The organism is Gordonia sp. NPDC058843 (assembly GCF_042743165.1).
GTDB lineage: Bacteria > Actinomycetota > Actinomycetes > Mycobacteriales > Mycobacteriaceae > Gordonia.
Window position 1 is genome coordinate 239,148 of record NZ_JBHYNC010000002.1, and the last position, 7,959, is coordinate 247,106.

A 7,959-nucleotide genomic window follows, 5' to 3' on the forward strand; every position below is an offset into this window, starting at 1 on the left:
AGAAGCGGATGGCACACGCCGCTCGTCAACAATTCTTGACATCGGGCGGATGTCAACATAACCTGACATCCATGCACGACGACCACAGCACCGACACCGCACCCGACGCATCGAGCGCCGAGCTGGCCGGAGACGCCGCGAGCGGCGATCCGGCGAGGGGTCTGGCCGCGGTACGCGCCCTGCGCACCCTCGCCGACCGACTCGAGGACGTGCAGGTGGCCAACGCCCGTGCCAACGGGTGGAGCTGGCAGGCGATCGCAGAAGTGCTGCAGATCAGCCGACAGGCCGTGCATCAGAAGCACTCACAACGTGAGGCCCGCGCGAGCGGGCCGGAAGGAGACACAGATGTTCGAGCGAATCAGTCGCGATGACAAGATGCTGCTGGCTTTCGCCACGCAGGAGGCCGGCGACCTGGGTCACCGGCAACTCGGTAACGATCACCTGATCCTGGGCATGCTCTGCAATGCCCGCAGCCCGTTGTTCGCGCTGCTCGCCGACCAGGGCCTGACGTTGTCGTCGGCCCGGGAGGCGGTACGGAAGTACCACGACGAGCATGCGGATCGATCCGACACCGCGGCGACCACCGACGACGAGTCGTTTCGCGAACGCTATGAGGAGGACCGAGACGCGTTGCGCAGCATAGGGATCGATCTCGACAAGGTTCGCGAGGCGGTGCGCGGTCGCTTCGGTGAGGACCTGTCCGAGGGCTGGGGTGAGCGCGCCGAGCGCGGCTCCCGGGGTCGCGGTCACGGACGGCGCGGGGACGAACGACGCGGGGACGGGCGACGCGGCCACGGTCACCGGCACGGACACGGTCGTGGACCCCGACCCGACTGTGGCCCAAAGGGTTTCGGGCCAGCGGGCTTCGGTCCAGAAGGTTTCGGTCCAGCGGGTTTCGGCCCGGGCGGACCGTTCGCCGGCGAGGGGCCGTGGGAGCCGGGGCGCGGCCGGCGCGGACCGCGGGGTCGGGGTTCTCGGCCGCGCTTCGCCTCCGACACCCGGGACGCCTTCGGCCGGGCGATGGAGATCGCGCGTGAACGAGGTGACCGACGCCTCCGCGCCGAGTACCTCCTGTTGGGAATCATCGACAGCGCCGACGACGCGTCCCAGGCGTTGATCGGGTCTGCCACCACGGCCGACGAACTCCGCGCCGCCGTCGTGGCGAGCCTGCCCGACGTCGAGGCCCAGGTCTGATCCTTGGTCTGATCCCGTCGGCCGGTCTCAGGTGAGGGCGAGCGTGACCGCCGTGACGACCGACCAGGCGAGCATCGCCTTTCCGGTCGTGCCGATCGACGGGATCAGTCCGGGGCCGGCCGCGCCGGTCCGGACCGGCGTGTAGGCCTGCCACAGGAGCGGAAACGTCACCAGACCGAGCAGCGCCCACGGGGTCGCGAACGCCAGGACCACGCTCATCGCGAGCGGGGTCAGGAGCAGCACTGCGAACAGGGTGCGGGTCCGGGCGTCCCCGAGACGTACGGCGAGGGTGATCTTGCCGGATTCGGTGTCGCTGGGGATGTCTCGCAGGTTGTTGACGACCAGCACGCTACTCGAGATCGCGCCGATGCCGACCGCGCAGGCGAGCCCGACCCAGTCGACGCGGCCCGCGGACACGAACTGGGTACCGAGGACGGCGACGAGCCCGAAGAAGGTGAACACCGCGACCTCGCCCCAGCCGGCGTACCCATAGGGTCGTTTGCCGCCGGTGTAGAACCAGGCGCCGGCGATGCAGATGGCACCGACGATCACGAGCCACCACGCGGTCGCGATCGCGAGCACGAGCCCGCACAGCGCGCCGACCCCGAAGCACAGGAACGCGGCGGCCTTGACCGACTTCGGCGTCGCGGCCCCCGATCCGACCAGTCGCATCGGGCCGACGCGGTCGTCGTCGGTTCCGCGCACACCGTCGGAGTAGTCGTTGGCGAAGTTCACACCGACGATGAAGGCGACGGCCACCGCGAGCGCGAGAACGGACTTCCACCACGTGACGTCGCCGGAGTGCAACGCCGCACCGACACCGGCCACGACCGGCGCTATCGCGTTGGGGAGCGTGCGCGGACGAGCGCCCTGAATCCACTGCGTAGGGGTAGCCACGGAGTTCATGGTGTCACGACGACGCACGGGTGCCGCGGCTGCCTCGCATGGTGCGCCCGCGGCCAGATGTCGCACAACGTTGCGCCCAGCGCAACGACACACTACATCTGCGGGGTCGTCGGGCCCGGGAACCGGTTGCGGCGCAACTGCGTCTGAGTTCCATGCGACTTCCGGCGGAGTTTCGGGCCCTGGCCCTCGACCATGACGGCGTCATCACCGCTGCCGACGCCCGGATGCACGGCATCGACCGATCGACGGTGTTGCGTCGGGTTCGGGCCGGCGAGTGGATATCGGTGCATCCTCGCATCTATCGGCTCGCCGACCACCCCGAGACCGACCGCACGCGGGTACGGATCGCGACGTTGGCCGTCGGCGCGTACGGGGTTCTGTCGGGGCTCGCTGCGGCATGGTGGCACGGGATGGTCGATGCTCTGCCTGCCACACCGACGGTCACCGCGTTGCGCGGCCGCCACGGTGATCCGGTGACGGGAGTCCGGATTCTCAACCGTGCGCTCGCCGACGCCGACGTGCTGACCCGGGACGGGTTGCCGGTCACCGGGGTCGCGTTGTCGGCTCTGGAAGGTGCGGTAGAGGGCGGCGTCGAGGTCATCGACTCCGCGCTGCTGCAGCGGCGCACCACGGTCGAGCGTCTCGTGGAGGCCTACGACCGGCGGCGTCGATGCCTCGGTGCGGCTGAAATGGGTCCGATGGTCGAGCTGCTGGAATCGGGTGCGCGATCGGCCGCGGAACGGCTTGCTGTCACGATGCTCCGGACCGCGGGTATCGACGGGTGGGTGGCGAACCATCCCAGTTGCGGGTATGTGATCGACTTCGCTTTCCTCGATCGCATGGTGGCAGTGGAGATCGACGGACTCGCCTTCCACCGCGACGCGAAGACGTTTCAGCGTGACCGCACCCGACGCAATGCGCTCATCGCGGCGGGTTGGACGGTCCTGAACTTCACCTGGGGTGACCTTCGCGACCGGCCCGAGTACGTGGTCACAACGGTCCGGCACGCAGCCCGTGGGTAGATGTCGCACATCGTTGCGCCAGGCGCGACGACACACTACATCTGCGAACCGAACCGGGTGCGCAACGCGCGTCGGTCGTACTTGCCGGGTCCGCGGAGGGGGAGCGCGTCGAGTTCGACGACCTGCCGGGGTGCCGCGTAGCGATCGAGCCGGTCGGTGACCGATCCGCGAATCCGGTTGGTGTCGAGCCGCTCTCCGGGGCGGACCACCACGAATGCGGTCACCGCCTCGCCCAGCCGGTCGTCGGGGAGGCCGACGACGACGCACTCGGCGACCGCGGGATCGTCGGCGATCACGGCCTCGACGACCTGCGGTACTACGGTCAGGCCGCCGGTCGAGATGGCCTCGTCCGCGCGGCCGACGATGCTGAGCAGCCCCGCGTCGTCGACGATCCCGAGGTCGTCGGTGCGGAACCAGCCCGGCTCGGCAAACGCACGGTGGCCGGGAAGATTGCGATATCCGTGGGCGAGGACCGGACCGCCGAGCAGGACGCGGCCCACGCCGTCGGGGGCCGGATCGGCGATCCGGACCGCAACGCCGTCCAGAGGCCGCCCGTCGTAGACGCAGCCCCCGGCCGTCTCGCTCATCCCATACGTCGCGACAACCGGCAAGCCCTCGGCGACAGCTCTGTCCCACAACGGCTTCGGGGTCGCCGCGCCGCCGACGAGGATCGCGTCGAGGTCACGAGAGGCGGCCGTCGCGCCGGGATCGTCGAGGATCTTGACGAGTTCGGTGGGAACCAGCGAGGTGTATCGCCGCGGACCCTCGAAGTCGTGTAGAGCACGGGCGTACACGCCGGGATCGAACCCGGCGCGCATGTCCAGGATCACCGGCGTCTGCCCCGCGGTCAGCGCGCGGAGGAGGACCTGCAGGCCGGCGATGTGATGTGGCGCCAGTGCCAGCAACCAGTTGCCGGGCCCGCCCAGGTGGTCCGCCGTGGCCCGCGACGACGCGGCGAGGGTCTCGGGGGAGTGCTGCGCACCTTTGGGGGTTCCCGTCGAACCCGAGGTCGACACGACGAGGGACACGCGCTCGTCGATCGGGGCGCCCACGTCCAGCGCCGCACCGAGTTCGGATGTGGCGCGGGCATCGTCGGGTACGGGCAGGAAGGCCGCGGAGCCGTCGAGGATGGCCTCGAGGTCGTCGACGCGGTCGAGGACCGCGGGTGTCGACGGCAGCAGCAGGGGTCGCAGGGTCCTCAGGACGGGTCTCCATCGGTCGGGTCGGCGTCGAAGGGCCAGCCGCGTGACTCGAGGTGCGCGCGCACCCGTGTGATGTCGTCCTCGTGCGGCAGTTCGTGTGTGTAGTGGGTGATCTTGACCGCGGCGTCGATCTTGGAGATCGGTCCGGGCGGACGAGGGGACTCGCGGACCAGCTCCGCGGACACCTGCGTCACCTCGTCGTCGGTCAGTTGGCGCCGTAGCAGCGCCACGAGCGGTATGTAGTCGTTGTGCGGGACGCCGTCGGGGTAGCCGGCGCGCAACCACTCCACGACCTTCTGCAGAAGCGTCGGGCGGTCCACGGGGTGTCTCCGATCAGAAGCGGGGACGGTCACTTGTAGCCGAACGGGAAGATCTTGACACCGGTGTAGTAGAAGATCGTCTGCCGGGTGATCCAGAGGATGCCGACGACGATCACCAGGACGACGATGCCGAAGATCGCATACGCCAGGGGCTTCAGCGCAGGATGTGGGCCGGACGCGGTTCCGTCGGCGTCGGCGGAACCGTTTCCCAGGGATTGCAGACGCAATCCGACGGCGAACAGCGCGGGCAGGCCGGCGCCCAGCACCAGTCCGACAAGCAGAACCTTACCGATGGCCTCGAATGTCTCCACTTCTCAGGAACTCCTCTCCGGGTCGTGTTGGACGATGATCTCGGCCGGGATGACCGGGGGAAGGGGAAGGGTCGTGTCGTCCGTCTCGGTCGCGACCACCTCTTCCCACTCTTCTCCCGCGCGGGCATCGCCCTCCCATGCGTCGTTGACGTTCTCGTGGTCGACCTTGTTCTCCTGCGCGCGCCAGTACATGTAACCCGATGCGACGACGAGGATCGCGAAGATGATGAGAGCGCCGGTGACGTCGCCGAAGAGATGCGCGACGAAGTAACAGCCGGCACCGACGGCGCCCGCCGCGGGCAGGGTGGTCACCCAGGCGACGGCCATCCGGCCGGCGACCGACCAGCGAACCTGGGCGCCCTTGCGGCCGACACCCGAACCCAGGATCGAACCCGTGGCGACCTGCGTGGTCGACAGCGCCATACCCGCCGCACTCGAGGTGAGGATGATGGCGGCCGACGACGCCTCGGCCGCCATGCCCTGCGGCGAGGTGATCTCCACGAGCCCCTTGCCGAGCGTCCGGATGATCCGCCAGCCACCCAGGTAGGTGCCGATCGCGATGGCCGCCGCGCAGCTGAAGACCACCCAGAAGGGGAGTCCGTGGCTGACGCTGGACGCCTCGAGGTTCCCGGTCGCGATGAGTGCCATCGCGATCACACCCATCGTCTTCTGGGCGTCGCCGGTGCCGTGGGCGAGCGAGACCAGCGATGCGGTGGCGACCTGTCCGTAGCGGAATCCGGCTTCTTTCTCCCGGTCGGCGATCCGGCGGGTGATCGCGAAGACCAGCCAGGTTCCGCAGGCAGCCACCAGGCACGCGATGACGGGCGCGAAGAGAGCCGGGATCAGGATCTTGGAGGTGATCCCGGACCAGTTGATGCCGCCGACACCGATCGCCGCCAGGCCAGAGCCGATCAGCCCGCCGAACAGGGCGTGGGACGAACTCGAGGGCAGCCCGAACAGCCACGTGAAGAGATTCCACAGGATGCCGCCGATCAGGCCGGCGAAGATGATGAGCAGTGCCGTCGTGGCCGACAGTCCGGCAACCAGTTCGCCGGCGTCGGGCCCCGACGTCTGCTGGATCTCGAGGACGTCCTTGGTGATGGTCGCCGCGACCTCCACGGACAGGAAGGCGCCGACGAGGTTCAGCACGGCTGACAGCCCGACCGCGACCTTCGGCTTGAGGGCGCCGGTCGCGATCGACGTAGCCATCGCGTTGCCGGTGTCGTGGAAGCCGTTGGTGAAGTCGAAGCCGAGGGCTGTGATCACCAACAGCACCAGGATCAGCATCTCGCCGCTCATGGTGAAGATTGTGAGACCTACTGCCCTCGATTTCCTAAAAACCCGGCACACATCCGGTGAACGGGACCCTGGCCACCGGGGACCTATCGAACGTTCAACAGACCCTCGGAAACCGGGCGTCCCTGTGGAAGAATCCGACGGCATGACATCGATGAAGCTGGGCATGCCGATCAACTACGCGGGCGACTTCCGCGAGACCATCAACAATCTCGCGGACTTCGAAGCCGCGGGGGTGGAGCGCATCGCGGTTCCGGAGGCCTACAGTTTCGACGCCGTCTCCCAGCTCGGGTACATCGCGGCCAAGACCGAGACGATGGAACTGCAGACCGCGATCCTCCCGATGTACTCGCGCACACCCACCAACCTGGCGATGACCGCGGCCGGTCTCGACTACATCAGCGGCGGTCGCGCGGTGCTCGGCATCGGGGCGTCGGGCCCGCAGGTCATCGAGGGGTTCCACGGCGTCAAGTACAACTACCCGCTCGGCCGCGCGCGCGAGCATGCCGAGATCTGCCGGATGGTCTGGCGCCGGGAGAAGCTGAACTACCAGGGCAAGCACTACACGCTCCCGCTCGACGAGGAGCACGGCGGCTCGGGTCTGGGCAAGTCGCTGAAGATCATCAATCACCCGGTGCGCGACAACATCCCGCTGCTCCTCGCCGCCATCGGCCCGAAGAACATCGAACTGGCCGCCGAGATGTTCGACGAGCTGCAGCCGATCCTGTTCCACCCGGAGCAGATCGATGCGGCCTTCGGCGAGTCGCTCGCGGCGGGCAAGGCCAAGCGTGACCCGGCGCTGGGGGATCTCGGCATCGTCGTGCAGGCCACCGCGCGTATCTCCGACGACGCCGAGCAGATCGACAACGCCAAGCAGCTCGTGCGCCACCACGCCGCGCTCTACATCGGCGGGATGGGCGCCCGCGGCAAGAACTTCTACAACCAGCTCGCGATCCGCTACGGCTACGTCGACGAGGCGAAGCTGATCCAGGACCTCTACCTCGACGGCAAGAAGATGGAGGCCGCGGCCGCCGTGCCCGAAGACCTCGTCACGTCGATGTCGCTCATCGGTTCCAAGTCGGAGGTGGCCGAGCGGGTTGCGGCGTTCCGCGAAGCCGGCGTCACCTGCATCCTGGCCTCGCCCACCGCGCCGACGCACGCCGAGCGCGTCGTCGAGGTCGAGCACCTGCGCGACGTCTTCGGAGGCTGATCTCGCTCCGGAGTGGTTGTTGATCACGGCGGCCTGTTTTCACAGGCCGCCGTTTTCGTTTCTCGACACCATTCGCCGTCAGGGTGCAATTCCGAGACATTTCATTACACTTCGACGACGTGAATGATTTGAACTCAATCGGCGATGTTCTTTTTCGCGCTAATGAAATCCGATGTGGCTTCCTGGCTGAACGATGGTCCCGAGTTGTAAGCGCACTTCCGGTCCCATAGGCTCTCCGTATCCCGTTTGGTGCACTTCGGTTTCGGCAGCGTGACCGTCGTGGACAGATGCGGGGTCGTAGTGACGAGGTCTCGCCCGGCTATGCACGGCACGTTCCAGAGTCGACGCCGGATCTGCGGACGAAGTAAATGGTCAGAGGACGGCACATGGTGAGTGGTGAGACAGGGCGTTGACTCCGATCGCGCCAGTGCTTCCGCATCGTGGCACACGTATGTCTTTTTTCCGGGGACCGGGGGGATCAGACGGTCGGCCCGGGCC

At 67.9% G+C, this 7,959-nt stretch carries 9 protein-coding genes; 4 read left to right on the forward strand and 5 right to left on the reverse strand.

The window, feature by feature from the left end; genetic code table 11:
* The first annotated feature begins 71 nt into the window (after positions 1-71).
* Both ACFW3F_RS02875 and ACFW3F_RS02880 read left to right on the forward strand, forming a co-directional pair.
* Positions 72-371, forward strand: coding sequence for a hypothetical protein (locus ACFW3F_RS02875; RefSeq protein ID WP_064569601.1), 300 nt, complete (start codon positions 72-74; stop codon positions 369-371).
* On the forward strand, positions 346-1,194 hold the full coding sequence (locus tag ACFW3F_RS02880; RefSeq protein ID WP_388054115.1) for a Clp protease N-terminal domain-containing protein: 849 nt from the start codon (positions 346-348) through the stop codon (positions 1,192-1,194). The genes ACFW3F_RS02875 and ACFW3F_RS02880 overlap by 26 nt, the downstream gene beginning before the upstream one ends.
* A 27-nt stretch (positions 1,195-1,221) precedes the next feature.
* Here the strand turns inward: ACFW3F_RS02880 and ACFW3F_RS02885 are convergent, their stop codons facing one another.
* A complete protein-coding gene (locus ACFW3F_RS02885; protein ID WP_388054117.1) occupies positions 1,222-2,091 on the reverse strand; it encodes a 1,4-dihydroxy-2-naphthoate polyprenyltransferase in 870 nt (289 codons plus the stop codon).
* A 161-nt stretch (positions 2,092-2,252) separates the two neighbouring features.
* Between ACFW3F_RS02885 and ACFW3F_RS02890 the strand changes: the two genes are divergently transcribed.
* Positions 2,253-3,122, forward strand: a complete 870-nt coding sequence (locus tag ACFW3F_RS02890; protein ID WP_388054119.1) for a DUF559 domain-containing protein — start codon at positions 2,253-2,255, stop codon at positions 3,120-3,122.
* A gap of 35 nt (positions 3,123-3,157) precedes the next feature.
* Here ACFW3F_RS02890 and menE read toward each other — a convergent pair whose 3' ends face one another.
* From menE to ACFW3F_RS02910, 4 genes are read right to left on the reverse strand one after another with little or no spacing between them, the layout of a single operon-like run.
* Complete coding sequence (menE, locus tag ACFW3F_RS02895; RefSeq protein WP_388054169.1) at positions 3,158-4,324, reverse strand: o-succinylbenzoate--CoA ligase; 1,167 nt, start codon at positions 4,322-4,324, stop codon at positions 3,158-3,160.
* Positions 4,321-4,644, reverse strand: coding sequence for a DUF3349 domain-containing protein (locus ACFW3F_RS02900; protein ID WP_388054121.1), 324 nt, complete (start codon positions 4,642-4,644; stop codon positions 4,321-4,323). The genes menE and ACFW3F_RS02900 overlap by 4 nt, the downstream gene beginning before the upstream one ends.
* A gap of 29 nt (positions 4,645-4,673) precedes the next feature.
* Positions 4,674-4,955 (reverse strand): hypothetical protein, encoded by a 282-nt coding sequence (locus ACFW3F_RS02905; RefSeq protein WP_388054123.1) that lies wholly within the window; start codon positions 4,953-4,955, stop codon positions 4,674-4,676.
* 3 nt (positions 4,956-4,958) lie between these two features.
* Complete coding sequence (locus ACFW3F_RS02910; protein WP_388054125.1) at positions 4,959-6,254, reverse strand: anion permease; 1,296 nt, start codon at positions 6,252-6,254, stop codon at positions 4,959-4,961.
* 142 nt (positions 6,255-6,396) lie between these two features.
* Here ACFW3F_RS02910 and ACFW3F_RS02915 point away from each other — a divergent pair, with 142 nt between their 5' ends.
* Positions 6,397-7,461 (forward strand): LLM class F420-dependent oxidoreductase, encoded by a 1,065-nt coding sequence (locus tag ACFW3F_RS02915; protein WP_388054127.1) that lies wholly within the window; start codon positions 6,397-6,399, stop codon positions 7,459-7,461.
* Positions 7,462-7,959: the final 498 nt, after the last annotated feature.